Below are 22,702 nucleotides of genomic sequence, written 5' to 3' on the forward strand. Positions count from 1 at the left end.
TGTTAGGTCTATGTTGATTTCGATGCCCGGAGTACAACGCAAAGAAGTACATCGGCCACATGGGCGATGTACTCCGTTCATCATAATATACATACACCTAAGCTCGGTCTCCGGTCACAATTGGATTCCCCGCGCAGCTAATCCACCTGGGAAACGAATCAGATTAATTCGCGAAGCGCGTTCAGAGCGGCCTCATAATCCGGATGATCCGTCATTTCCTTGAGATATTCCACATACTGAACAGTGTTGTTGGCGTCTAGAATGAAGATTGCCCTCATGTCCAATTGCAATTCTTTGATGAGTACGCCATACGCTTCGCCGAATGTGCGGTGTTTGTAGTCGGTGAGCGTAATCATGCGATCGATGCCGGCCGTGGAACAAAATCTGCTTTGGGCAAAAGGAAGATCGACCGAGATGGTGATAAAGATCGCCTCATCGCCAAGTTTCGCTGCCTCTACATTGAAACGTCGCGTTTGCGAATCGCATACGGGGGTATCCAGGGAAGGCACAACCGAAATCAATTTGATCTTACCTGCATAGTCGGATAGGCTGGCTTCCTTGAGTAAATCTTGATTAATCTTGAAATCCGGCGCTTGATCTCCGATTTTCAGTTCCGGACCTACCAGAGTAACGGGGTAACCTTTCGCTGTTGCAACTCCTGCGCGTTCTTGAGTCATTGTAAATTCCTCCTTGGATTATAGATAGAATAGTATTTTAGAATAGAGTCTTGATAATGGCCTAAGCGGATGGGATAAGACTGTTTTTCATTCGGATTAATCTCTGCCGGCTTCAACAATTTTCTCGGCAATCATTCCCGGCTGCGTAATTGCTGTGCTGATGTGATCTCCCGTGCCTTCGATGAAACGATAGACTCCCAGACGGCTTGATTGCGTTGGATGCCAGCCTAGCGGACCTTGAGGCAGAGCCGTATCTTCATCGAGGTAAAGGAAGCTTTTAGGAATATCGAGACTGTAGAACTTTTTAAGATCCAATTTCTCGAATAACGGACCTGCCGGCTCAGGCGATGCTTGACTATAGATAGCTTTGGCTACGTCAAGCGAAGCCGTGTTGGCTAACGTGTCCCGAAAGATCGTAAATGGAAGAGCAATCGTATCGTCCGTTGACGCGCTTCTCAGCTGATTGAACAGATCTTGAATGGGCGCAGGGAACTGATCCACCATGCTTTCGCCGTCTTGCGGGACGAAAGCATCGAAGAATACCAAGCGTTTGATGCGATCGGGAATTTGTTCCGCGACCTTCTCGACGACAGTGCCGCCGAAGCTATGTCCGAGCAGGACAATGTCATGCAGGTTTTTCTTCTTGATATAATCAACGACGGAGGTTGTAATTTGTTCGTGCGTCACGTTTTTGCTGGCATTTGCGCCATGCCCTGCATATTCCGGCGTATAGACCGTGTACCCCATTTTGTGGAGTTCCGCGGCCACTCCGTTAAAGTAGCTGCTATCGGCCCAAGCGCCGTGAACGAGTACGAAGGTCAGCGGATGCTGGATGGATTCTTTTTGTCCAACTGCTTTCAGCGTGTCCGCGGTGTCGTAGGTCGCGCCATTAATGATTGACTTCGGCTTGAAAATATCGAAACCGTCTACTTGTACATAACCGTTACCTTTGTTGAATGCAATGCGGCTGGCATCAATGTGATACTGATTGACGAGGGTATCGCGTACCGATACGAGCGAAGTACCTTTTTCCACGTTTTGAGCGGCGGCGTTAACCGGACTGCTAAGATTCAAGCTAAGTAACGCAAACGAGGCAACCAAGGATGCAGCGACGATCGTGGATTTCAAGTTCATGAGTAAAACCTCCTGATTAGTTTGATTTTTTGTATTGCGTCCAAGCATTTGATTAATCGTGCATTTCCGTGTCCATCTCGCTCCGTTTCGGCAACACCTTTCGCCTTCATCCTTCTCCTTACTTTTTATTTGAGCTCCTGAGTAGAATAATAACAAACTGAAATTCGCGTAACCGTGACTTTGTCACACCTCGATTAAAATAATAATAAGTTGTCGTCCATCACGTTGATTCGGAGTTCGCTCAAGCCATTCGGCATGTCCGCGATGCTTAATCCGAATTCCACGTCTCGTGCTCTGGAGCTTTATGAAATTAGTTTCAGGGGCTGCATGTTGACTCCGTGTTGTCTTCGACGCCCTGGGTATAAAACAAAGAAGTACATCGCCAAAAAGCGATGTACTCCAAATCCAATACTATATTGACGTTTATGCCTTCTCATCGTCTCCCATGGCAACTGGATTTCCCTCATACGTAATCCAATCACTCCAGCTGCGGAATTCGCTTATGTTACGGTTCTCTGTATTGTCTGTAACTGAAAAAATCTTAATAGTAAAGGTACAATGTTGTCATCCTTCGGGTGTCTCTTTGCGAAAAACCGTCGCAGCCGAGTGTGGGCTTCTTGTTGAATCGTTTCTTGTGCACTTATGTAGTGTTGACTTTAGCAAAGTGTGGAGCATTGCATTTACGGTATTGATAAACTCTCCGATTGTTTTATCAACCCAATATTTAAAGCGAGGATGAACATGAAAAAAGTTAAATGGATTTTGCAACACAATCTGATTAATGAAGATCTTTTAAAGCAATTAACAGAATCGATATTGAGTAATGATGGGATTGTAGAAGAAATTAGAATCATTCCTTTTTCTGATGAAATGTCTTTTGCAGGAGATATTCAAGATGAGGATATTATTGTTTTATATGGTTCTACCACACTTCTATTAAATGCCTATAAGAATGAAAAATTGAGAAGGGGATTGTTCTTTAATCCATCATCTTTTCAAATGGATAATTATAATCAATATTGGAAAGAGCACATGCTCAATTTTGATAGTGCAATCTTGTCACCAGATGAACTGATGGAAACAACAAAGTATGACGATGGAAATTACTTTATTCACCCGAATGAAGATACGAAATTGTTTACTGGTGGCGTAATGAATATCAAGGAGTTTAAAAATGATTTGCAAAAAGAAAAGGTTGTATCCGCATCACGTTATGTCATGAACGGAGAATTATCTGTTGATGAAACTGATATTCCTCATGATTTGATTTCATTCATTGAAGAAAGATTTGAAGAATATACCCCACATGATATTTTTGTAATGGATATTGCATTAGTAAATGATGAATATAAAATTATTGAATGCAATTGCTTTAATGGAACTGGTTTTTATAACCATAATATTGATAAAATTATAAAAGAAATAAATAACTTCTTATTGTCTCGTTAGTTAATTGATATTAAGCCATCATTAACGATCACGGACAAAGCGCAATTGAGAAAGGTTTCGATAAAAGCCGGACCCAGCCCTTTATTTATCTGTATAGAGCATTCATTCCGATGGATACGATCGTGCGTTCGGTTCAAGACGTTCTGTAATTACTTTCAGGAACCGCTTGTTGATTCCTTGTTGACTCCGAGCAAAGAAAAATACATCGCCTGGGCGTGTAAGCCACATGGCGATGTATTCACGATCTTTATACTGCTATGCCTTATTTTCGTCGCCCGTAGCAATCGGATTCTCCTCATACGAAATCCAATCACTCCAATTGCAGAACTAACTTCATTGTAGTCATACAAGCGAACATTCGGTCCTCCCCCCCTCTGTAAGTATTTTTAGAGACTGATTGTGGACTCCATGTTGGCTTTGGAGATAAAAAAACACCGCCAGCGTGTTATGAGCCACGTGGCGATGTATTTATTGTTTAATTACTGCTATCCGTCTTCCGTTATTCTTCTTCCCCCACAGCCACCACATTCTCCCCATAACTTATCCAGTCACTCCAACTCCCCGCATACAACCGCACATTATCAAATCCCGCTTCCCGCAATGCCAGCACGTTCGGGCAAGCCGTCACGCCCGACCCGCAATACACGATCGTCTCGCGTTCCTTGTCCAGCCCGTCGAACCGCGCCGCCTGCTCGTCCGCGCTCTTCCACTTGCCGTCCGCGCCGCGGCCCTCGGCCCAGAAGCGGTTCAGCGCCCCCGGGATATGCCCGGCCACGCGGTCGAGCGGCTCGACCTCGCCGCGATAGCGCGGCGCTTCGCGCGAGTCGATCAAGGTCACGTCGTCGCGGCCCAGCTTCTCTCTCACTTCGTCCATCTCCACGAGCAGGTTGTGCTGCACCGTCGCGAAGAACGGCGCCGGGATGAGCACCCGCTGATCCGCGTTCACCGGGAACCCGGCATTGACCCAGGCCGTGTACCCCTCGTCCAGCACATAGACCGCTTCGTGGCCGAGGTACTTCAGCAGCCACCACAGGCGCGAAGCCATCGCGCCGCCCTGGTCGTCGTACGCGACGACGCGCGTCTCGTTGCCGATGCCGACGCGGCTGAACGTGCCCGTCAGCTGCGCGATGTCCGGCAGCGGGTGGCGTCCGCCATGCTCCTCGATCGGCGCGGACAGGTCCTTTTCCAGATCCAGATACACGGCTCCGGGGATATGCGAAGCCTCGTACGCCTCGCGGCCGGATACCGGCTTGCCGAGCTGGAACCGGCAGTCGACGATGACGATGTCCGATTCATACATGCGGGCGAGCAGCCATTTGAGTGATACGATATTGTTCATTTGTTGATTCCGCCTTCCATTCTTCATTTCATGCGTTCTATTATAACGGAAAATGCCCAGCCGGAGAAATCGGGAGCGCCTAACGCCCTTACGCCCGGCTTAAACTTCTTCATCCGATTGCCATCGGCCTATCCGTCATCCCGTCAGAATTGATCCGTAATATCCCGCCAGCCTGTCCAGTCGGGCAGCTTCTGCAAGCCCCAGTACGCCAGGAACATGGTCATGACCTCTTCCACATCCCCTGTCGAATAGCTGTAATGCTTGAACGATCCGTCAGGGTGATCCAGCCGCAGCTCGACGGCGATGCCATTCTCCGCGTCCCCCGAAGGGACGGCCTGCATATAGCTGCTCCCCTCGATCAGAACGCTCGGATCGATGACGATAAAATCATTCGGATCGAGCTCGAAGCCTCCAATCAGCTCGCGAATCAGCGACGCTTCGATGGCCTCGTTCGCATACGTTGCCCCTTGCGTCGTAATCGTGTAGGTCACGCCGCGATGTCCCGCAAAGCTCAAGTCCGTGGATGCCCTCATCCTAATTCCCTCCTTGGCTCCTCTGCTTCAATGACTTCCGACTTCCCCTACCAGTATAACGGCACCGCGCGAAATGTTCGATGTCCGTTCCACTTTACTCATTACCGTCCTCCCGCGGTACGCCGCCAATCCCCGCGCTGCCGATCGATCTCGCCTTCAAACCCGCACATCACCTCATTCCGAGGACCGCGAGCCCGCGCCGCTACAGCGTTTACAATTCCTGAATATTCCATAGATGATCCGTTAACAAAACTGCCCTACGATCTAATCGGACCTAGCACGTCCGCCATTCGATCGAAGGAGATGAATTTATGTTCAAACGTTTGTTAGGCACGACCGCCGTCATGATCGCCCTGGGCGCTACGCTCGTCACGGAAGCCGGCGTCGCGCCGGCCCCGGCACATGCGGCAGGCAACATGGTTCCCGACTACGAGGTCAAGCTGCTCATGAACCCCAGCGTCGTGCTCGGCTCGGATTTCAAGCTGACCAGCGCCGTCCTGAACGCGTTCTCGATGCCGACCACGGTCACCAAGATGAACGTCGCTTTCCTCGACACGGACGACGAGGATATCTACAGCAACGGCTGGAGCCCGCGCATCCGCAAGATGGAGGGCGAAGACGATTTTGAACTGGACTACAAGAAACGCTACGCGATCACGAACAACGACATCAACGCCGCGCTGACGCAAGCCAACAACGACGGGTTCGACTCCGGCGACGACGGCTACGAGGCGCAAGTGGAATGGGGCTACCAGAACAAGACGCTCAGTATCACCCGCGAGAAGAGCGGCAGCAAGAAGGGCTACGACGGCATGGAACTCCCGTCGATCGGCGACGCCCGCAGCCTGATGATCAACGACGCGCCGGATAAATTCAACGACTGGCTGAACGACGACTGGGGCACGGACAAGCTCGACGACTCCCGTTATTACGGCCCGATCCTGGCCAAACGTTCCATCGGCACGTGGAGCGGCATGGAGCTGTACATCGAAGTATGGCCGATCAAGAAAGCTTCGGGCAGCGGCACGGATTATGTCGTCGAGGCTTCGTTCAAGACCGACAGCGCGACGACCGCATCCACCAAGCATGACCAGCTGATCACCTTTCTGCAAAGCAAAGGCTGGTTCCTTGCGCAGGATTCGCTGAAGACGCAGCTGATCATGGACCGTTACTAGTCGAATCCCGCGTCCGATCCGCAGTTCCCAGGTGCCCGCTTCCGGCGGGCATCTTTTTTATGCGCTCGCGCCACTCCCCCGCTTTTCCCGCTCCTCCGGATTTGTTAGTATGAAAGTACCAGATCGCATGCGATCGTGCATCATGACGACCCATCTTCCACCGAGGAGTCCACAGCCATGTCCAATCCGCACCCGTTTCCGCCGCGCTTCAATGTCGTCCCGCTGTCCGAGCAGCTTGCCGAGCAGCTCTCCTCCTGGCGGTACGAACCGCCTTTCGATTTCTACAACTGGACCACCTGGCAGGTCATGCTGGAGCTGGGCATCGAGTTCGGCGACCCCGACATCCGCAATCGGCAGTATGCCGCCGTGACGGACGCGGACGGCGACTTCATCGGGTTCGCGCAGTTCTTTCCGCTGCTCGGACTGACGCGAATCGGACTGGGCCTGCGGCCCGATCTGTGCAATCTGGGGCTAGGCGTCCCTTTCGTGCTGGCGATCGTGGCGGAGGCGCTCCGTAGGGCGCCGGGAGACGAGATCGATCTCGAGGTGCATACCTGGAACGTCCGCGCGATCCGCACTTACCAGCGGGCGGGTTTTGTCATCACCGATACCTACGCGAAGCAGACCCATACGGGGCTGGTCGACGTTTATTGCATGTGCTATTTGCCGGGCGAGGCGCAATAACGGCCAATCGCCGCTTAGGTAAACGCTTTCATTTACAAATTCAAAACGTGCTAATTTCCGATGCCGCCGCATATCCGTAATAGTGTCACGCGTTACGACAACAAGGAGGCGGTCCAATGAAAGTTTTGAACATCATCAGCTTGATCATTCTCATTCTCGGCGGGTTGAACTGGCTTATTGTGGGGCTTTTTGAGTATGATGTCGTTTCGGAGATTTTTGATGGGTCGGATTCCGTCGGAGCCAAGATCGTGTATATCATTGTCGGGTTGGCAGCGCTCTACAGCCTGTCGTTCTTCTCGAAGGTTGCCGCGGACGAGTAGAAGCCGCACGTCGCTGTCATGCACACGGCATTCCTAAGCCGAGCCCGCCGCTTTGCGCATCCGTGCGCGACGCGCGGGCTTTTGTCGTTCCTCCTCGCCCCTACCGTTCGCCGTCCATGTCGGCGGCATCGAGAAACAAGATGTAGCTCCCGCCTACCGGCACCGAGATCGTGCGAATCCGGTCGAATGAATCCAAGTCCGTATACGCCTGCGAGACCATGGCGCGCGGGCGCCCTACCAGCTCGACGGAGATCGGGATAAAGTACGGCCGCCAGCTCCAGTTCAGCCCCTTGAACGCCGGCTGCCGCAGCCACGCATCTCCTTCCCCGCTCGCGCGCTGGTAATTCGAGCTGATCTGAATGCCGTCGTAGCTGCACATATAGATTCGGATGCAGGACGTATCCGTCAGACCCGGCAGCAGCCGTTCGATGAACGTATCGCTCCCCCGCTCCCCCTGCATCGCTTCCCACGCCGCATCCACGGCAAGCCGCAGCTTGGCCGCCTCGCTGCTCCAATAGCGCTCCGCCTGCCGCATCCGCGTCCGCCGCCGGTCCAACCCCTCCTCGATGAGGGGCGCGAAGCTCCCGGATGCCCGAAACTCAGCTTCGGCCGGCGCGAACAGATACCCCTGCAGATACCGCGCGCCGATCTCGATCGCCCGCTGCATGTCTTGTTCCGTCTCGACGCCTTCCACGAGCAGCGAAGCCCCGATCTGGTCCGCCAGCATCGAGAAGGAACGCAGCACGCCGTAATATCCGCTATGGCTCTCGCTTCGCTTCAGCATGTGGATATCGATCTTGAGGATATGCGGCTGGATCTGCGCGATCCGGTCCATGTTGCTGAACCCGCTCCCCACGTCGTCGATCGCGATCAGGCAGCCTTGGTTGCGGTACAGGTCGATCACGGAGCGCAGCTGCTCCATGGGATCAAGGAACGACTCCTCCGTGACCTCGATCACGACCCGCCGCGGATCGATATCGTATTTGTCGAGGAGACGAAGCGTCGGCAGCTCGCCGGTCATCGCGAAGGTCTGGTAGATCCACGAAGGCTTCAAATTGATGAACAGCCTGCCCTCGTCCGGTCCGGCTGCGGCGAATTTGGCAAAGGCCATCTCCCGAAGCTGCCGGTCCACCTGGATCTGCTCCGCCATCGGCACCGACTTGTCGGCGAAGAACGGCCCGATGCTGCGCACGCCGGCCTCGGTACGGACGCGTCCCAGCGCCTCGTACCCCATGATGCGTCTCGTGTCGAGCGCCAGAATCGGCTGGTAATACGGCACGAGCCCTTTCGCCATATCCTGCCGCATGTCGTCTGCATTCCTCATCGCCGTGGCTCCTCGACTCGATTTATGTCATATTTTCTCACATTGATTGATTTCCCCTATTGTAAAATAGCCGCGAAGCCTTGTAAAGTCCGATCTCCCGCCTACTTCGCACGCAAAAAAACGCCGATCACCGCTGCCCGGCAATCGACGCCTTGTAAGCTTCGTTATAGCGCTGCGCAGACGCCATATCCAGCGCCGTCAACCCGCCGGCATGCCAAGTCGTGAGCCGCAGCGTCACTTTCTTGTAATCGATGCCGATGAACGGATGATGATCCAGCTCCTCCGCGATCTCGGCAATCTGCCCGACGAAGGCGATGGCGGCTGGAAAGCTGCCAAATCGATAGCTGCCGGAGATCCATTTCTCGTCCTGACGCGTCCAGCCTTCCAGCGCGGCGACGGCGGCATCCGCGGCTTCGGCCGTCAGCTTCTCCAGCTTCGCCATTCCGGATCCCCTTCCCTTGCCTCAGATTAAGCGGATGATCCGGCTTTCCTTCTCATCCACGGACACTTCGATGATATGATGCTTGGGCCGGTAAGTGACCACGCCTTGGCCGACATGGATGACCGGATCTTCCCCGAGGGCATAGAACACGTCGTCCGCCAGCGCCTCCATCAGCTCCAGCCGCTCCGTCTCGCCCAGCTCTTCCCACTCCGTCGTCTCCATCTCGAAGAACGTGTATCCGTCCCCGATCGAATGCATGGCATCCTTCAATTCCACCAATATATCCTCATACTCTCTCGCATGCTTTACGCCCATTATCGCTGCCTGCCTTTCCGCTTGTATTTCCAGCCGCTTACTCCCTATTCTACACGAATTGGGACGAAAACTCCTAAAACATCCATTTTGCTCTAATCTAAAGATTGAATCTGACGATATAAAGTAGAGAAAGATGAATGGTTTGCGCGTACAACCGTGAGGTTGGACATGCAGCATTCAGCTAAAAGCTGATTGGTTTGCGCGTTCGTTAGAACGTGCGGCATTCAGCGTCCCTACAAGCATCATGCCCCCAGACTTGAGCGGCGATTGCCGGTTCATCATAGTCTCTACTCTTAAACTTAGACGAGGTGTGTCATGGAAAAATCTACAATTATCGGTATCGTACTCGGACTTATCGCCGTTCTGCTCGGGATGACGCTCAAGGGTGCGCCCATCGAAAACCTGCTTAACCCGGCAGCTTTTACCATCATTATCGTCGGAACGGCGGCCTCGTTATTCATTGGTTTCCCGCTGAAAGAGCTGAAAAAATTTCCGAAGCTCATGAAAATGATCTTCGTCGAGCAAAAGCTGCTCCCGCGCGAAGAGGTCATCTCCCTCTTCATGGAATGGGCAACGATCACGCGCCGCGAAGGTTTGCTCGCACTGGAATCGAAAGTCGACGAGATCGAAGACTTGTTCCTCCGCAACGGCATGCGGATGATCATAGACGGCAATGACCAGGACCTCGTCCGCGACGTTCTCCTCGAGGACATCGCGGCGACGGAAGAACGCCATCGCGCGGGCGCGCTGATCTTCTCGCAAGCCGGCATGTACGCGCCGACGCTCGGGGTGCTCGGGGCCGTTATCGGCCTGATCGCCGCGCTCGCCGATATGAGCGACATGGGCAAGCTGGCCCACGCGATCGCGGCCGCGTTCGTCGCTACTCTTCTAGGTATATTCACCGGCTATGTATTGTGGCACCCGATCGCCAATAAGCTGAAGCGCCTCTCCAAGAATGAAGTCGAGCTCCGCCTCATGATGGTGGAAGGCCTGCTGTCCATCCAATCCGGCGTGTCCACGATCGCGATCAATCAGAAGCTGTCCGTCTTCCTGACGCCGACCGAGCGCTTCAAGATGAATCAGAAGGGAGCGGAAGCGATTGAGCAAAAAGCATAAAAAAGAGCATCACGAGGAGCATGCCGACGAAACCTGGCTGATCCCGTATGCCGACTTGCTGACGCTGCTGCTCGCTCTGTTCATCGTGCTCTATGCCATGAGCTCCACCGATTCGAAGAAGTTCCAAGACATGAGCAAAGCCTTCAATATCGCCTTCAGCAGCGGCATCGGCGTGCTCGAGCAATCCTCGGTCATCTCCCAGGCCAACCAATTCGAGTCGACCCAGGATCCGAAGCGCCATGAAGACACCAAGGACATGTCGGAGGAAGAACGCCAGGCGCTGCAGCAGAAGGAGCAGCAGGACCTCGAGAAGCTGAAGCAGCAGGTCGACAAATATATCCAATCGAACGGCCTGACCACGCAGTTGGATACGAAGCTCAACCAATCGCAGCTGACGATCACGATCAGCGACAGCTCGCTATTCGCGCCGGGCAGCGCCAAGGTCAAGCCCGAATCGCGCAAGCTGGCCATCGAGATCTCCAACATGCTGACCAAGTATTCGGACTACGAGGTCGTCGTCTCCGGCCATACCGATAACGTCCCGATCAACAACGACGAGTTCGAGTCCAACTGGGAGCTCAGCTCCATGCGGGCCATCCGCTTCATGAACATCGTGCTCGAGAACAAGCAGCTGAATCCGCGCAACTTCAGCAACATCGGATACGGGGAATACCGCCCGATCGCAAGCAACGACACGGCGGACGGGCGCTCCAAGAACCGCCGCGTCGAAGTGTCCATCATCCGGAAATACGCGGACGCCGCGAAATCCGTCAGCGTCTCGACCGCTTCGACGGCAGATGCCAAAACGCCGGCCGCAGGCGCCGCGACCAAATCCGGCACGACGGCCAATGCGGCCACGAAATAGAAGGCATCGCCTAACAACAAAACCGCCGGAAGCGCAGCTCCCGGCGGTTTGTCGTTCTATTCGCTTCCGCACCGTGAATCGCGGAGATCATGTACCCGCCTCACTTCGGCAGCGACAGCTCGATCGACCGCCGGACGAGCACGTCCATCGCGTCGATGCTGACCTTCTTCGTCTCGTCGCCGAGCTTGACGATCGACAGCTCCGTGCAGGCGATGATGACGCAGCTGCAGCCGTCCTTCGTCACCATATCGCGGATCAAGCCCTCCAGCTCGGCAGGATCGCTTGTTATGCCGCGTTTGATATCGCGGTAGATAATGTTCATGACCTGCTGCTGCACGTCCGCCACGGGCTCGTGCGGGATCATGCCGTACCTGCGCGCGGACTCGCTGTAGATCCCGCTCCGAAGCGTCCCGTTCGTCGCCAGAATCCCCACCTTGCCGCCGCTTCCGAACGTATCGCGAATCTCGCGCATCGTCTCTTCGACCATGTCGATGATCGGGATCGTCGTCATCGCCTGCATCTCTTGGATATAGTAATGCGCCGTGTTGCACGGCATGGCGATGTTTGCCACCTCCGCGTATTCCAACAGGCGGATATCCTTCTCAATCTCCCGCAGGAACAGCTCGCCGGTATTTTCCAATATGACATGGGTCCGATCCGGCAAGGAGGCATGGTTCAGAACCACCATATCGATATGGTCTTGATCCCTGTCGGCCACCGTGCTTTCGATAATTTGATCGATGAATACGGATGTTGCTTTCGGTCCCATTCCGCCCAGAACACCTAACCGTTTACGTTCCATGACTCAACCTACTTTATATGTGAAGTAATCGTTCGTTTGTCGTCCTATGCGCGCCTGCGGCCAACCCTGCTTTATTCGCCTGCGTTCGAGCCCTGCTGCTCCAGCAGCGCCAAGGCGATGGCCGCGCCGGGATCCATCCCTTGGCAGCCGGCGAGCAGGATGAGATCGCCGCGCTTCGCCTGCGCCAGCGACGCGCCGATGGCTTCGGGCAGCTCCGCGTATAATTTCACTTCGATGCCGGCAGCGTTCATGACCTCCAGGAATACGTCGACTTCCTCGTCGGACACGACATTATGCCGGTTCACATGCGACCGGCTGCGCGTGGCGATCAGCTCGCGTTTCTCGAGCAGATTCATCCATTTCACGATCGACTCCGCATTCTCGCGGTTGATGATCGGCCCGCGGGCGCCGCGGATCGCGTAGACCAGATGGAAGTTCTCGTAGTCCATGTACCGCAGCGTCTCCAGCGTCACGTCGATGTTGCCGGGATTGGCAAAGTGATCGTCGATGATCGTGAACGCATCCTCGTGGATGAATTCGAACCGGCGCTCCACGCCGCCGAACGTGCGCAGCGTCTCTTGGATCGTCGCGACGGACACGCCGCACAGCAGACCGATGGCGATGGCCGCCATGGAATTATAGACGGAATGCAGGCCCGGGATGCGCAGCTCGACGCGGAACTCCCCCGGTTCATGCTGGATGCCGCCGGCTTGAAACGGCTTCATGATCTCTACCGTGAATTTCGCCCGTCCGGTGGACAGGTCGAGGTCCTTGCAATGCAGCGTGCCTTCGCGGCTCTTCATGCCGAACGTCACGACCGTCGCGCGCGTCTGCGTCGCCAGGGATGCCGCATGCTCGTCGTCCAGGTTGAGGACGGCAAAAGCATCCTCGCCGGCCCGCCGGATCAGCTGCGATTTGGCCGCGAAATAGTTCTCGAACGTGCCGTGCGAATCGATATGCTCGCGGCTGAGGTTGTTGAAGCAGACGATGTCGTAGTCCACGGTCTCGACGCGGTGCGATTCCTGCGCCGCCGAGGACACCTCCATGCTGACGTGGGTGACGCCGCGGTCGGCCATTTGCTTCAGATACGATTGCAGATCGAGCGATTCCGGCGTCGTCAGCTCGGACGGAATGCGTTCGTCGTCGATTTTGACCACGACCGTCCCCATCATGCCGGTCTTGAAGCCGTGCTGCTCGAGAATCGCGTTCGTCATGTACGTGGTGCTCGTCTTGCCGTTCGTGGCGGTAATGCCGATCATCGTCATCCGGTCCGCCGGATGGCCGTAGAAGCCGCTCGCCAGCTCCGCCATCGCGATCCGGCTGTTCGGCACGACGTACTGCGGCACGGCAATGTCGGGCTGGATGCGTTCGACGATCGCCGCAACCGCGCCGCGCTTCACGGCGTCGCCCAGGTACTTGTGCCCGTCGGTGCTGTAGCCCGTGATGCAGACGAACAGCTCGCCCGGCGCCGTCTTCTGCGAATGATAGGAAATGCCGGTTATCTCGATATCCCCGGCATGAAAGGTTTCGGTTACGGTCGTTTCTTTCAGCAAATCCTGCAATTTCGTCATAGCACAGATCCTTTCTTCGAAAGCGCGGCCTCTCTGGCACGCTCGTGCCGCGCCCGCTTCCTATCTTCTCGTGAATCTGCCCATCGCTTTGCCCGCGATCATGCCGAAGAAGGCGAAGGCCGGCTTCGGATCGCTCCAGCTCCAGATCGCCGGGGCCTTCGGCTTGAAGTAGGATCGGACGACTTGCCCCACCGTCAACTGCCCGGTGCGGATATAGTTCCGAACCGCCATCAGATCCTCGTACGCATACCAGAATACGAGGCCCGTGTTCCGCGTGACCGCGTGCGGCGGCATCGGCGTGCCCGTCAGCTCCATGTAGGTGATGTACGGAATGTTGATGCCCGTCTTGTAGAGCAGGTTGTTCAGGTTCGTAATGCGCACGTTGATCTCGATCAAGTAGTATTGGCCGGTCTCGGCGTCCTTCTTGAATTCGATCTCGGCGAAGCCCTTGTACCCGACCGCCTCGAAGAATTTCGCGCCCAGCTCATACAGCTCCGGCACGTAACGCTGGCCAGTATAGACGGAAGCGCCGAAGTTGATCGGATACTGGCGGAATTTCTGGCAGGTCACCCAATGGGTCACCTTGCTCTCCTGGTTCATGTAGGCGTCGAACGTGTACATGTGGTCGTCGAAGCCCGGGATGATCCGCTGCACGATGACCTCGAGACCCTCTTCGTGCGACTTGGCGATGGCCTCGTCCAGTTCCTGGCGGTTGTTCGCCTTGAACAGCTTTTTGCGGAATTTCGCGACGAACGCCGGCGAATCCGATGGCTTGATGATGCACGGATATTTGATCACGGCATCGATCTTGGCGTAGAAATCGTCTTCCCCGACGCGGACCGTCTCCGGTACGGCCACGCCGAGCTCCAGCGCGATGCGCTGCAGCGTTTCCTTGTTCATCAGCTTCGTGTAGAGTCCCTGCTCCGTTTGCGGAATCAGGAAGCTCTCCCGCAGCTCGTCCAAATATTCGTCTACGATCTCGACATAGTTATCATGGCAGGGAATCAGAACCGGCTTCTCGCTCTGCTTCGCCGCGTAGTCTTTGAGAAACGCGATAAATCCGCGCGGATCTTCCTTATAATGCGGGGAAACGAGCCGCTCGGAGCAGTATTTCGACTTCACGGCGTACGTGTTCTTGTCCGTATAATCGACCGCAACCGTATGTATGCCGTGGATGCCCAGACAACGAATCGTGCTCAATCCGATATAATAATTGCAACCTAATATGACGGCCTTGCTGCTCATGAACGATCGCACATCCCGCTGGACAATATTTTTTGTAAAACCTCTATGCAAAGTTGGGACAATCCTTTATAATTTTACTTCATGTTTTATAGGATGGCAAGATGAAACGGCCGTCGCCGCCGCTCCTCTGCCGCACGGCTGCGCGCTTTCATAGATTTCGCTTACGGCAAAAAAACCAACACCGCCCGACGTTCGCGTCGAACCGATGTTGGTTTTGTCGTTATTTCCCGGGAAAGCGCCGCGAGCGCTCAGCGGTAATCCAGCAGCTCGAACAGCTCGCTCAGCTCGCCCTTCGTCAGATCCCGCCATTTGCCGTTCGCCAGCTGGCCCAGGTGAATGTTCATGATCCGCACCCGGCGCAGCTTGCGGACGTTGTAACCGAACGTCTGGCACATGCGGCGGATCTGGCGGTTCTTCCCTTCGGTCAGCGTGATCCGGAAGACGCGGTCCGACTCCTTCTCCACCTTGCAGGGCAAGGTCATCGAGCCGAGTATGCGGACGCCTTCGCTCATCGCCTTCAGGAACCGCGGCGTGACGGGACGATCGACCGTGACGATGTATTCCTTCTCGTGCTTGCCTTCCGCGCGCAAAATCCGGTTGACGATGTCGCCGTCGTTCGTCAGCAGGATCAGCCCTTCCGAATCCTTGTCGAGCCGGCCGATCGGGAAGATGCGCTCCTCGTGGCCGATGAAATCGACGATATTGCCCGCGACCTGTTCCTCCGTGGTGCTCGTGATGCCGACCGGCTTGTTCAGCGCAATGTAGACGTGGTGCCTTTGTTCGCCGATCGGCTGCCCTTCGACGCGTACGTCGTCGCCAAGCTCCGCCTGGCTGCCTAGCTCCGCCACGATCCCGTTAATCGTGACCTTGCCCAGCTCGACGAGCTTGTCGGCCTCCCGTCTCGAGCAGAAGCCGGTCTCGCTAATAAACTTGTTGATCCTCAACTGACTTATTCACCCCGCACGTGATCCCCTGAACGAATATCGGCTGTTCACCGTCATTGCAGCGTTCCCGTAAAATTTTGACGATCGGCGTATGGCGATATTCCGAAGCGTCCGCCGCATGCGTGCCGACGGCGCCTTGTTGTTCGTTCCATCCCTCGATCCTACTGCTGCAGCAAGCCGGTCATGTCCAGCCGCCGGGAGCCCTCTTCGGAGCGCTCGGCCTGCGACGCGGCATGTCCTCTGCCACTCCTGTATGTTATTGTACATGAAACCGCGAATCCCTGCTTGCTAGGCCGCCGAATTGTCGTCCCTGTACAGCGGCAGCGTAATCATCACGGTCGTGCCGACGCCGACCTTGCTCTTGATTTCAAAGGTGCCCTGATGGCTCTGAATGATGCGCTGGCTGACCATGATGCCAAGGCCGGTGCCGGCATCCTTGTCCGTATAGAACGGATCGCCGAGCTTCGCGATCTTCTCCTCCGGAATGCCGATGCCCTGATCCGCGATGGAGACGCATAGCTGCCGCTCGTGATGGCGGATCGCGATCGTGATCTCCCCGCCCTGCGGCATGGCTTCCATCGCGTTCTTCAGCACGTTGATGAACACTTGCTTCAGCTGGTTCTCCTCGCAGGAGATCCGGCATTCCTCGTAGCCGAAGTCGGTCACGAACATGACGTTGCACAGATGCGCCTGACTGTCGAGCAGCGAGATGACGTCGCCGAGCGTAAAGCGAATGTCCTTCACCTCGAACCGGGTGGCCTGCGGCTTGGCCAAGATCAAGAACTCGCCGACGATCAGATTGATGCGGTCAAGCTCCGACAGCATGATGTCCACGTGCCGCGTGTTCAGCTTCGCCGTCTCCAGCTGGAGCTGCAGGAACCCGCGCAGCGTGGTAAGCGGGTTGCGAATCTCGTGCGCGACGCCGGCTGCCAGCTGCCCGACGGTCGTCAGCTTCTCGGAACGGCGCAGCAGCTCCTCCATCTTGTTGCGGCTCGTCATGTCCCGCGTGATGCTGGCGATGGCGTGGATGTTGCCGTGCCTGTCGCGGATCGGCGACGTCGTGACGCTGACGGAGATCCACTCGCCGCTCTTCGTGATGCGGGTCGTCTCCCGGGCGGTCAGCGGCTTGCCGGACTTCAGCAGGTCGAGGGTCTGTCGCTCCTCGTCCCGCAGATGATCCGGCACGAGCGAGAGCAACCGGCCGATCGACTCCTCCGTCGAATACCCGAACAATTGCTCGAACGCCCGGTTCACCTGCGTGATGCGGCCATCCAGATCGACGACGTGTATGGCGTCGGTCGTCTGATTAATGAAGGATTCCAAATACTCCTTCATCGTGCGGTTCTCTTCGAACGCCGTCTTCAGCTTCGCCATGTAGATGCCCAGATTTTTGGACATCGCGTTCACGCGCTGCGCCAGCTGCCCGAGCTCGTCCTTGCGCTTCACTTCGATCGAGCTGTCGAAGCGTCCGACCGATACCTCGTTGACTTTCCATAGAATCGCGCGAACGGGGCGCAGCAATATTTTGGAGAGCCAGTAGCTGCAGATAATGACGATGCACAGCAGCACCGCCGATATGTATAGCTGATTGGTCCGCTGCTCGTCCATCAGCCGCATAAGCGGTTTCTTGTCCAGCACGAGTCCGATCACGTACGGCTTCGGCTGCTGGATGAGGATGAAGCTTTTGATGACATCGCGATTATGTATGGTCGTATAGCGAAACACCTGCTTGCCCTTCAGCGCCGTATGAACGTCGTTTACGTCCGCGGCGGTGCTGCGGTACTCGTACGTGCCGAACGGAATCGGAAGCTCCGCGAGCTCTTTGCTGCTGATGATGGACGGGATGCGAATCGCGGAATCGGCGTTGAATACGTTCGGGTTGAAGCCGGTAATTTCAAGAATGGTCGGATTGCCGGCCTTCATGTCGTCGAGAAAAGCGGTCGAGTGCGCCATCTTCTGATAATCGCTCAGCCGGTCGCTTTCCAGGTAACAGCGGATAATATAGTCGTGATCGCTGTCCGTGTAGAACGTTTCCTGGCCGAGCAATACGGCGTTTCCGTTGTTCGAGCGCGCGTCCGGCCCGACCCAGAACTGATAATTCTTGTCCTCTTCGTCCCGCACGATCAGTTGGCGTTTGGTCCAGGTCGTGCTCACCATGCCGACTTCCTTGGGTTCCGTGGACAGCACGATGGAGTAGTTGGTGCCGATCTTCTTCATCACGGACAATCGGGAGACGCCGATATGGTCGGCGACCTGTTCAAGCTGCTCGCTCGTGATCTCGGCGACGTTGCGGGGCAGTTGATCCGACGCGGAATAGGAAGCCATCTTCAGCTTGTCGATCAGCACGGACTGTACGAACTCGTTCTCGCCCGTGTTCTGCAGCACGTCCGCCGCAATCTGCCTCGTGATCGACGTCATGCTCATCTCGACATCCGATCTCAGATTGACCCTCGTCGAATATTCGTTCAAAATGACATTGAGCAAGAGCAGGACGAATACGATCAGCGATATCATAAGTGACAGCTTAATCTTGACCGACAATATGCGACACACCCTTTTTCATGCTTGTGGACATCCTATTTGGATCATAACATAATTGTAAAAAAATGAAAGCTACTCCCTGCGCGGTTTTCATGCTCACGGACGGGTGCGATTTCCGTGAATATGGATGTGGACCGTTTGCGGATTAGAGTGGCGTTCAATATGTTATCCACAGGTTTTGTCGATATTAACAGGCATATTGGATAATTTGTGAGCAAATCTGTGAGTAATCCTATGTTATCCACATTTCTGTCCACACGCTGTTAACAACGAATATTTGTTCGTGGCACAATTCGCGTTTTATCGACAGTCGAGACAGGTCGAATAGACCATCGGCGGTACATTGGGATGGAAGAGAGGGGATTTCGCGTGAACGAAACAGATTACTTTCGGGAAGAGGATATTCGGTGGATGCAAGCCGCCATCGGCGAAGCCAAGCGTGCGGAGGCCATCGGCGAGGTGCCGATCGGCGCGGTTATCGTCAAGAACGGAGAGATTATCGGAAGAGGGTATAACTTGAGAGAAACGAATCTGGATCCGACCGCGCATGCGGAAATGATCGCGATTCGGGAGGCAAGCCGGCATTTGGAGGCGTGGCGCCTGCTGGATTGCACCTTGTACGTCACGCTCGAGCCCTGTCCGATGTGCGCGGGCGCGCTTGTCCAGAGCCGGATCCGAAAAGTGGTGTACGGCACAACGGACCCCAAGGCCGGTTGTGCCGGTACATTAATGAACCTGCTCCAGGAGCCTCGCTTCAATCACGAGACCGAGCTCGTGGGCGGACTGCTGCAGCAAGAGTGCTCGGATATGCTTACCCAATTCTTCCGTCGTTTGCGAGGGCGTGTTTAGCGGAGGATCGAAGAAGTTCTTCTCGCTGCATTTGCTGCAGCATCACGATCAATTGATCGGCTTCCTCGCTGATGGCAAGTACCTCAGGGTCAGTTAAACTTCCGCGTGCTTCGGCCATTTCAAACAACTTCGTGCGAAGCACCTGCAATTCATGGAGTAAAGTTATTTTGTCGTTCATGACGCCCTCGGGACCGCTCCTATCGCATCGTCTTCGGTTACAGATAGTAACATTTATATTATATACGCAGATCGTTGTTATTTTTGTAAAATCTTGTCGACAAACAACGTCGCAATCCGGTTAATATATCGACATCATTCAACACAAACCATGCAATTAAGACTAGTTCCTTCCGACTTTGGATCTAAAATAAAAACCGTTCGAGAAATCGAATTTGGAGCCGCGTCCGAAGAAGCCCCGGCCAATCCAAAATCTCTTATCCGGCAAGTTGCGTCGTCCTCGCCCTTCATGCTATTATTATCCTTGCCGCGCGCCCGTAGCTCAGCAGGATAGAGCGACAGTTTCCTAAACTGCAGGTCGTACGTTCGAATCGTATCGGGCGCGCCATACTTAACTTGCAAAACCCTTGCTAATCAAGGGTTTTTTTATTTTGTCTCTCAACAGACTACACTGCCTTTTACTGCCACTGGGGCGGAATGGGAACGGATTGGGGACGTAAGCCCAAATACCTAAGCTTTTTACAGTTTAACATATAACGGCGAATTGGTGTAGATTGTCAATAAAGCAAATTTTGATAAAGCTTGGTTATTCAATGGCGAATGGCATAGCAGATGGAAAAACAGATGTCCATGCCTGATTTACTGCGATTGAGACCTCATCTGATCATGAGGGTCAACACATTTTAATTTTTTCCCTTCATTAATAAAGGCGATAAAGAGATACGATTATTTAATGATTGTGGAAGAAGGAACAACCTTTTAAAGTGACAAATACTATCGCCAGAGGTGATTACGTTGAAATCGCCGATTCGGTTTATCATTATATATTTTCACTGCTTCTTTACTTGATAGTACAGTAAGTACCATCAAGGCGGGTCCCAACTAACTGTTGCCCCTAGGGAAAACCGTTTGCCGTGCGTGGGGGCTATGAATCCCTTTCCCCTCCGTCAGGCTCCGCTGCAAAAACATATTCCCGCAAATAGTAACTTGTCCAGTCCAGATCAATCGACTTTTCATAGAATAAGATATGTCGGACAACAAGGAGATGAATCGTATGCCTGCATATTCGACCGGTGTCGTAACCAACACCAGAGATTTCGGAACAGCCGCGTCAACCATTGTTTTGAATGTGAGCAATATTGATGTTGCGGATACAACCGTGACAGTCAAAATCATTGCTTCGGTCGACTCCGATACCTTTTATACCGCCTATGTTAACGGCTTTGTCGTGCCTATAGGCGGCTATGAGGTCGTAACTTTCATGATTGCCGGAAATGTTGCTTATGAAGTGCAAGTCTCGACCGATGCGTCAAGCCTGGGCCCAGCTGCTCTAGTGTCCGTTTATGGTCTGGATGAATTCGGCAACCTTGTAGTTAGTCAAGGCTTTGCGCCGGAAGCATTAACAAGCATTCCTGCAATAATGCTGTAATGAAACACGAAAGACTGCCGTTCCTCCCGGCAGTCTTTTTCTATGCTATAAGAGGAATGCTTCGACATCAACGGGCGGAAATCGAGACAGGTCTACTTATTGGATCCGCGATGCCTCCAGCTGTTGCGTTCTCGACGAACTCCATGTCTCCAACATAACTGGGATACTCGGCAGGAAGCTTGCTCGCTTCATTCAAAGTCTGCAGCTCCGCTTCAGTCAGGCGAATCGTCGTAGCTCCGATATTTTCGTCAAGCTGCTCGATTCGTTTGGTGCCGATAATGACGCTTGTAACGGCGGATTGGTGCAAGAGCCAGGACAAGGCCACTTGCGCGACCGTCGCTTGTTTTTGCTCCGCCATTTCCTTCAAAACAGCGATAATATCATACGCCCGTTCCTTATTCACGGGCGGGAAGTCCAAGTCCGTACGGCGGCTGCCATCAACGCTCGGCTGCTCTCGGCTATATTTGCCGCTCAAGAATCCCCCGCCAGCGGGCTCCAGACCATAAGCCCCAAGCCTTCGCTCTTGGCCAGCGGGATGACCTCGCGCTCGAGATCCCTTCCCGTCCTATTTATAAACAACTTACGCCATAGGCACGGCACTACCCCCTTGGAGATTCTGCAGGGGTTTTTTGTTGTCCGTTCATGCTTGACGGGCTCACGCGGCGATTGCGATTCCGTCTTATCTGACACGCGGAGCACTTGATTCATGGCGATTCCCTCGTTTCCAATCGGTGAAACAGGGCACCATAAACCCGTTATTCCCGAAGCAATGGCAGTCGTCAGGGTGGGCGATTGCCAGAAATCCCTTTTGACAAACATGCGCAGGAGGATTATATTATAGTCTGTAAGTATCGTCGATTAACATTGTCGCCAATAACCAATCAGGAGCTGAACTTCATATGGAAAAAATGCTCGTCATCAACGCCCATCCGCTCGTAGAATCCGCTTCGTCGTATAGCCTGCAAGTCCGGGACCATTTTCTCGCTGCTTACCGGAAGCTGAATCCCGACGAAACGATTGAAGAAATCAATCTATACGGCGAGGAAATCCCGCCAGTTGATGCGATCGTGCTCAGCGCCTGGGGGAAATTCGAGCGCGGCGAAGCGCTCACGGGCGAAGAACAGCGCGTAACCGCCCGCATGGGGGACATCCTGCAGCAATTCAAGGGCGCCAAGAAATACGTCATCGTCATGCCGCTGCACAATTTCAATATTCCCTCCAAGCTCAAGGACTATATGGACAATATCCTCATTGCGAAGGAGACGTTCAAATATACGTCGAACGGATCGGTCGGCTTGCTTCATGATGGCCGCAGCCTGCTCGTGATCCAAGCAAGCTCCGGCATCTACACCAATGATGATTGGTACACGCAGAACGAATTTTCTCACCATTACCTGAAATCGATGTTCAATTTCCTCGGAATCGAGGATTACCAGATCATCCGCGCTCAAGGCACGGGGCGGCTGGCGAAAGAAGAGGTCCTTGCGAAAGCCAACCGAGAAGCCGAAGAGGCCGCGGAACGTTTGGCGAGCGCGGTTCAAGCGTAAGAAGCTTCGCGCGCCGGGAACGCTATGCCCTAGGCGGGGCGATGAACGGCCTTCTCCAGCAGCCGCCCAGTAGGCGTGCGCGGGCTATAAGAAATCCAAGAAGCGTCCACCAGCTAAGGTGAACGCTTCTTTGGTTTCTATTCCAATCCCGGGCATCGATTCGCTCATGATCATCGTCAATCGTGATGCAGCTCCTAGTCCCTGCATATGTCATGCATATGAAC

The 22,702-nt window shown here is 54.4% G+C and carries 23 protein-coding genes and 1 tRNA gene; 10 read left to right on the forward strand and 14 right to left on the reverse strand.

Translation table 11 applies throughout. The features are described from left to right. Nucleotides 1-158: 158 nt before the first annotated feature. The gene (gene tpx / locus GT019_RS25280) at nucleotides 159-677 is read right to left on the reverse strand and encodes a thiol peroxidase (protein WP_161746215.1); all 519 of its coding nucleotides are present in this window, start codon (nucleotides 675-677) and stop codon (nucleotides 159-161) included. A 96-nt stretch (nucleotides 678-773) separates the two neighbouring features. After that, entirely contained in the window at nucleotides 774-1,811 is a 1,038-nt protein-coding gene (locus tag GT019_RS25285) for an alpha/beta hydrolase (protein WP_161746216.1), read from the reverse strand. A 741-nt stretch (nucleotides 1,812-2,552) separates the two neighbouring features. On the opposite strand from GT019_RS25285, the gene GT019_RS25290 reads away from it, so the two are divergent. After that, on the forward strand, nucleotides 2,553-3,260 hold the full coding sequence (locus GT019_RS25290) for an ATP-grasp domain-containing protein (protein WP_161746217.1): 708 nt from the start codon (nucleotides 2,553-2,555) through the stop codon (nucleotides 3,258-3,260). Between the two features lie 499 nt (nucleotides 3,261-3,759). Here GT019_RS25290 and GT019_RS25295 read toward each other — a convergent pair whose 3' ends face one another. Both GT019_RS25295 and GT019_RS25300 read right to left on the reverse strand, forming a co-directional pair. Continuing rightward, a complete protein-coding gene (locus GT019_RS25295) occupies nucleotides 3,760-4,599 on the reverse strand; it encodes a sulfurtransferase (protein ID WP_161746218.1) in 840 nt (279 codons plus the stop codon). 143 nt (nucleotides 4,600-4,742) lie between these two features. Then, a complete protein-coding gene (locus tag GT019_RS25300; protein WP_161746219.1) occupies nucleotides 4,743-5,132 on the reverse strand; it encodes a hypothetical protein in 390 nt (129 codons plus the stop codon). A gap of 311 nt (nucleotides 5,133-5,443) precedes the next feature. On the opposite strand from GT019_RS25300, the gene GT019_RS25305 reads away from it, so the two are divergent. The 3 genes from GT019_RS25305 (at nucleotide 5,444) to GT019_RS25315 (ending at nucleotide 7,311) form a co-directional block, all read left to right on the forward strand. Next, entirely contained in the window at nucleotides 5,444-6,307 is an 864-nt protein-coding gene (locus tag GT019_RS25305; protein WP_161746220.1) for a hypothetical protein, read from the forward strand. 177 nt (nucleotides 6,308-6,484) lie between these two features. Continuing rightward, the gene (locus tag GT019_RS25310; protein WP_161746221.1) at nucleotides 6,485-6,991 is read left to right on the forward strand and encodes a GNAT family N-acetyltransferase; all 507 of its coding nucleotides are present in this window, start codon (nucleotides 6,485-6,487) and stop codon (nucleotides 6,989-6,991) included. Between the two features lie 116 nt (nucleotides 6,992-7,107). Beyond that, nucleotides 7,108-7,311: a DUF378 domain-containing protein gene (locus tag GT019_RS25315; protein WP_161746222.1), complete on the forward strand. Its 204-nt coding sequence runs from the start codon at nucleotides 7,108-7,110 to the stop codon at nucleotides 7,309-7,311. A gap of 100 nt (nucleotides 7,312-7,411) precedes the next feature. Here GT019_RS25315 and GT019_RS25320 read toward each other — a convergent pair whose 3' ends face one another. The 3 genes from GT019_RS25320 to GT019_RS25330 all read right to left on the reverse strand — a co-directional run bounded on the left by GT019_RS25320 (nucleotide 7,412) and on the right by GT019_RS25330 (nucleotide 9,392). Beyond that, nucleotides 7,412-8,635 carry an EAL domain-containing protein gene (locus tag GT019_RS25320; RefSeq protein ID WP_161746223.1) on the reverse strand — a complete coding sequence of 408 codons (1,224 nt, stop codon included), beginning with the start codon at nucleotides 8,633-8,635 and terminating at the stop codon, nucleotides 7,412-7,414. Nucleotides 8,636-8,762: 127 nt separating this feature from the next. Then, nucleotides 8,763-9,077, reverse strand: coding sequence for a 4a-hydroxytetrahydrobiopterin dehydratase (locus tag GT019_RS25325; protein WP_161746224.1), 315 nt, complete (start codon nucleotides 9,075-9,077; stop codon nucleotides 8,763-8,765). Nucleotides 9,078-9,098: 21 nt separating this feature from the next. Continuing rightward, on the reverse strand, nucleotides 9,099-9,392 hold the full coding sequence (locus tag GT019_RS25330; RefSeq protein WP_161746225.1) for a hypothetical protein: 294 nt from the start codon (nucleotides 9,390-9,392) through the stop codon (nucleotides 9,099-9,101). A gap of 315 nt (nucleotides 9,393-9,707) precedes the next feature. Here GT019_RS25330 and motA point away from each other — a divergent pair, with 315 nt between their 5' ends. Both motA and motB read left to right on the forward strand, forming a co-directional pair. Beyond that, the gene (gene motA, locus GT019_RS25335) at nucleotides 9,708-10,508 is read left to right on the forward strand and encodes a flagellar motor stator protein MotA (protein ID WP_161746226.1); all 801 of its coding nucleotides are present in this window, start codon (nucleotides 9,708-9,710) and stop codon (nucleotides 10,506-10,508) included. Then, nucleotides 10,492-11,373, forward strand: coding sequence for a flagellar motor protein MotB (motB, locus tag GT019_RS25340; RefSeq protein WP_161746227.1), 882 nt, complete (start codon nucleotides 10,492-10,494; stop codon nucleotides 11,371-11,373). The genes motA and motB overlap by 17 nt, the downstream gene beginning before the upstream one ends. 100 nt (nucleotides 11,374-11,473) lie before the next feature. On the opposite strand, the gene cuyB is transcribed toward motB, so the two are convergent. The 5 genes from cuyB to GT019_RS25365 all read right to left on the reverse strand — a co-directional run bounded on the left by cuyB (nucleotide 11,474) and on the right by GT019_RS25365 (nucleotide 18,476). Next, on the reverse strand, nucleotides 11,474-12,175 hold the full coding sequence (gene cuyB / locus GT019_RS25345; RefSeq protein WP_161746228.1) for a cysteate racemase: 702 nt from the start codon (nucleotides 12,173-12,175) through the stop codon (nucleotides 11,474-11,476). A gap of 71 nt (nucleotides 12,176-12,246) precedes the next feature. Further along, nucleotides 12,247-13,746 (reverse strand): Mur ligase family protein, encoded by a 1,500-nt coding sequence (locus GT019_RS25350; RefSeq protein ID WP_161746229.1) that lies wholly within the window; start codon nucleotides 13,744-13,746, stop codon nucleotides 12,247-12,249. A 60-nt stretch (nucleotides 13,747-13,806) separates the two neighbouring features. Then, nucleotides 13,807-14,991, reverse strand: a complete 1,185-nt coding sequence (locus tag GT019_RS25355; RefSeq protein WP_161746230.1) for a carboxylate--amine ligase — start codon at nucleotides 14,989-14,991, stop codon at nucleotides 13,807-13,809. A 248-nt stretch (nucleotides 14,992-15,239) separates the two neighbouring features. Further along, on the reverse strand, nucleotides 15,240-15,935 hold the full coding sequence (gene rluF, locus GT019_RS25360; protein ID WP_161746231.1) for a 23S rRNA pseudouridine(2604) synthase RluF: 696 nt from the start codon (nucleotides 15,933-15,935) through the stop codon (nucleotides 15,240-15,242). Between the two features lie 288 nt (nucleotides 15,936-16,223). Continuing rightward, entirely contained in the window at nucleotides 16,224-18,476 is a 2,253-nt protein-coding gene (locus GT019_RS25365) for a sensor histidine kinase (RefSeq protein WP_235949264.1), read from the reverse strand. A 348-nt stretch (nucleotides 18,477-18,824) separates the two neighbouring features. On the opposite strand from GT019_RS25365, the gene tadA reads away from it, so the two are divergent. Further along, on the forward strand, nucleotides 18,825-19,325 hold the full coding sequence (gene tadA, locus GT019_RS25370; RefSeq protein ID WP_161746232.1) for a tRNA adenosine(34) deaminase TadA: 501 nt from the start codon (nucleotides 18,825-18,827) through the stop codon (nucleotides 19,323-19,325). Here tadA and GT019_RS25375 read toward each other — a convergent pair. After that, nucleotides 19,288-19,503, reverse strand: coding sequence for an aspartyl-phosphate phosphatase Spo0E family protein (locus tag GT019_RS25375; protein WP_161746233.1), 216 nt, complete (start codon nucleotides 19,501-19,503; stop codon nucleotides 19,288-19,290). The two genes, tadA and GT019_RS25375, sit on opposite strands and share 38 nt — an antisense overlap. A 310-nt stretch (nucleotides 19,504-19,813) precedes the next feature. On the opposite strand from GT019_RS25375, the gene GT019_RS25380 reads away from it, so the two are divergent. Together GT019_RS25380 and GT019_RS25385 are read left to right on the forward strand one after the other, a co-directional pair. Continuing rightward, a tRNA-Arg gene (locus tag GT019_RS25380) sits at nucleotides 19,814-19,890 on the forward strand. Nucleotides 19,891-20,556: 666 nt separating this feature from the next. Beyond that, entirely contained in the window at nucleotides 20,557-20,931 is a 375-nt protein-coding gene (locus GT019_RS25385; RefSeq protein ID WP_161746234.1) for a hypothetical protein, read from the forward strand. Nucleotides 20,932-20,998: 67 nt separating this feature from the next. On the opposite strand, the gene GT019_RS31640 is transcribed toward GT019_RS25385, so the two are convergent. Further along, nucleotides 20,999-21,430, reverse strand: coding sequence for an aldo/keto reductase (locus tag GT019_RS31640; protein ID WP_268896088.1), 432 nt, complete (start codon nucleotides 21,428-21,430; stop codon nucleotides 20,999-21,001). Between the two features lie 400 nt (nucleotides 21,431-21,830). Here GT019_RS31640 and GT019_RS25395 point away from each other — a divergent pair, with 400 nt between their 5' ends. Continuing rightward, nucleotides 21,831-22,478, forward strand: a complete 648-nt coding sequence (locus GT019_RS25395; protein ID WP_161746235.1) for an FMN-dependent NADH-azoreductase — start codon at nucleotides 21,831-21,833, stop codon at nucleotides 22,476-22,478. Nucleotides 22,479-22,702 lie beyond the last annotated feature (224 nt).

Source organism: Paenibacillus glycinis, assembly GCF_009909185.1.
GTDB classification, from domain to species: domain Bacteria; phylum Bacillota; class Bacilli; order Paenibacillales; family Paenibacillaceae; genus Paenibacillus_Z; species Paenibacillus_Z glycinis.

What these genes read in the sequence shown, in the direction of transcription:
- tpx (WP_161746215.1), bottom strand. Translation starts at nt 677, where the DNA reads ATGACTCAAGAACGCGCAGGAGTTGCAACAGCGAAAGGTTACCCCGTT.
- GT019_RS25285 (WP_161746216.1), bottom strand. Translation starts at nt 1,811, where the DNA reads ATGAACTTGAAATCCACGATCGTCGCTGCATCCTTGGTTGCCTCGTTT.
- GT019_RS25290 (WP_161746217.1), top strand. Translation starts at nt 2,553, where the DNA reads ATGAAAAAAGTTAAATGGATTTTGCAACACAATCTGATTAATGAAGAT.
- GT019_RS25295 (WP_161746218.1), bottom strand. Translation starts at nt 4,599, where the DNA reads ATGAACAATATCGTATCACTCAAATGGCTGCTCGCCCGCATGTATGAA.
- GT019_RS25300 (WP_161746219.1), bottom strand. Translation starts at nt 5,132, where the DNA reads ATGAGGGCATCCACGGACTTGAGCTTTGCGGGACATCGCGGCGTGACC.
- GT019_RS25305 (WP_161746220.1), top strand. Translation starts at nt 5,444, where the DNA reads ATGTTCAAACGTTTGTTAGGCACGACCGCCGTCATGATCGCCCTGGGC.
- GT019_RS25310 (WP_161746221.1), top strand. Translation starts at nt 6,485, where the DNA reads ATGTCCAATCCGCACCCGTTTCCGCCGCGCTTCAATGTCGTCCCGCTG.
- GT019_RS25315 (WP_161746222.1), top strand. Translation starts at nt 7,108, where the DNA reads ATGAAAGTTTTGAACATCATCAGCTTGATCATTCTCATTCTCGGCGGG.
- GT019_RS25320 (WP_161746223.1), bottom strand. Translation starts at nt 8,635, where the DNA reads ATGAGGAATGCAGACGACATGCGGCAGGATATGGCGAAAGGGCTCGTG.
- GT019_RS25325 (WP_161746224.1), bottom strand. Translation starts at nt 9,077, where the DNA reads ATGGCGAAGCTGGAGAAGCTGACGGCCGAAGCCGCGGATGCCGCCGTC.
- GT019_RS25330 (WP_161746225.1), bottom strand. Translation starts at nt 9,392, where the DNA reads ATGGGCGTAAAGCATGCGAGAGAGTATGAGGATATATTGGTGGAATTG.
- motA (WP_161746226.1), top strand. Translation starts at nt 9,708, where the DNA reads ATGGAAAAATCTACAATTATCGGTATCGTACTCGGACTTATCGCCGTT.
- cuyB (WP_161746228.1), bottom strand. Translation starts at nt 12,175, where the DNA reads ATGGAACGTAAACGGTTAGGTGTTCTGGGCGGAATGGGACCGAAAGCA.
- GT019_RS25350 (WP_161746229.1), bottom strand. Translation starts at nt 13,746, where the DNA reads ATGACGAAATTGCAGGATTTGCTGAAAGAAACGACCGTAACCGAAACC.
- GT019_RS25355 (WP_161746230.1), bottom strand. Translation starts at nt 14,991, where the DNA reads ATGAGCAGCAAGGCCGTCATATTAGGTTGCAATTATTATATCGGATTG.
- tadA (WP_161746232.1), top strand. Translation starts at nt 18,825, where the DNA reads ATGGAAGAGAGGGGATTTCGCGTGAACGAAACAGATTACTTTCGGGAA.
- GT019_RS25375 (WP_161746233.1), bottom strand. Translation starts at nt 19,503, where the DNA reads ATGAACGACAAAATAACTTTACTCCATGAATTGCAGGTGCTTCGCACG.
- GT019_RS25385 (WP_161746234.1), top strand. Translation starts at nt 20,557, where the DNA reads ATGCCTGCATATTCGACCGGTGTCGTAACCAACACCAGAGATTTCGGA.
- GT019_RS25395 (WP_161746235.1), top strand. Translation starts at nt 21,831, where the DNA reads ATGGAAAAAATGCTCGTCATCAACGCCCATCCGCTCGTAGAATCCGCT.